The organism is Planomonospora algeriensis, assembly GCF_977012225.1.
Genome location: NZ_CDRNDK010000922.1, coordinates 1 through 1,049, shown reverse-complemented (window position 1 = coordinate 1,049; position 1,049 = coordinate 1). Strand labels below are relative to the sequence as shown.

The following is a 1,049-nucleotide window of genomic DNA, read 5'->3' as shown; positions in this document are numbered from 1 at the left end:
TGCCGGCGCCCGGCGGTGGTTCGAGGCGGCGGCCCGGTCCGGCTCCCGGCCCGCGGCCCGGCGGATGGCCCTGATCTGCGAGGACGCCGGAGAGGTGAAGGAGGCCGGGGAGTGGCACCGCCGGGCCGCGCTGGAGGGTGACCCGCTCTCGGCCCACGACCTGGGCTTCCTCGCCTACTCCTCCGGCGCGGAGGACGAGGCGCTGCGCTGGTGGGAGCTGGCCGCCCGGAACGGCCACTGTGACGCGGCCTACCATCTCGGCCTGCTCATGGCCGCCCACCGGGACCCGGAGGGCGCCGAGGCGTGCTACCGGATGGCGGCCCGCAACGAGCATCCCGGCGCCGCCTCGCGGCTCGGCGGGATCGCGCTGGCCCGCGGCGACCTGCGCGCCGCCCGCGCCTGGTTCGAGCAGGCCGCGCAGGCGGGACGGGTGGACGACCAGCGGACGGCCGGTTTCGTCTGCGTGGAGCTGAAGGACCCGCAGGCCGCCAGCCACTGGTTCGGGCGGGCGGCGGCCTGCGGCGACGCGGAGGCCGCCTTCAACTTCGGGCTGCTGCTCATCGCGGAGCTGAACGACCTGAAGGGCGGGCAGCACTGGTTCCGCCAGGCGGCGCTGGCCGGTCACCGCCAGGCGGCGGCCGAACTGGCGGCGCTGCTCTCGGTGACCGGCGCGGCTCCCGAGCTGACCGAGCTCTACCGGAGCGAGCCGTGGCCGCCGGCCCCGCCGTCGTCACCGTGGGACCGTACGGCAGAGCCCGAACTGGTCGCCCGCGCCGAACTGACGGCCGCCGCCGTGGCCCGCCGGGGCGGCGCCGTACTCGCCCCCGGCGACCTGGCGGAGATCCTCGGCACCTGGGACCTGGTCACCCGGCCGCTGCTCGACCACACCGGCGTCGTGGCCTGGCTGGCCGAGCGGAGCGGGCTGCACCGGGGCGCGGTCGAGCACCTGAGCGCGGTCAGGGCCACGCTGCTCCGGCCGGGCAGCGCCCCCTGGCCGACCCCCGACCGAGCATCGAGCACGTCCTGGTGACCGCCGCGACGCTGCGCGG

The 1,049-nt window shown here is 77.6% G+C and carries 1 protein-coding gene; it reads left to right on the top strand.

All coding sequences use genetic code 11. From position 1 onward, the window contains the following. Positions 1-1,030, top strand: a 1,030-nt coding sequence (locus tag ACWJ6R_RS36915) for a tetratricopeptide repeat protein (protein WP_449066638.1), incomplete at its 5' end; no start/stop codon positions are given. Positions 1,031-1,049 lie beyond the last annotated feature (19 nt).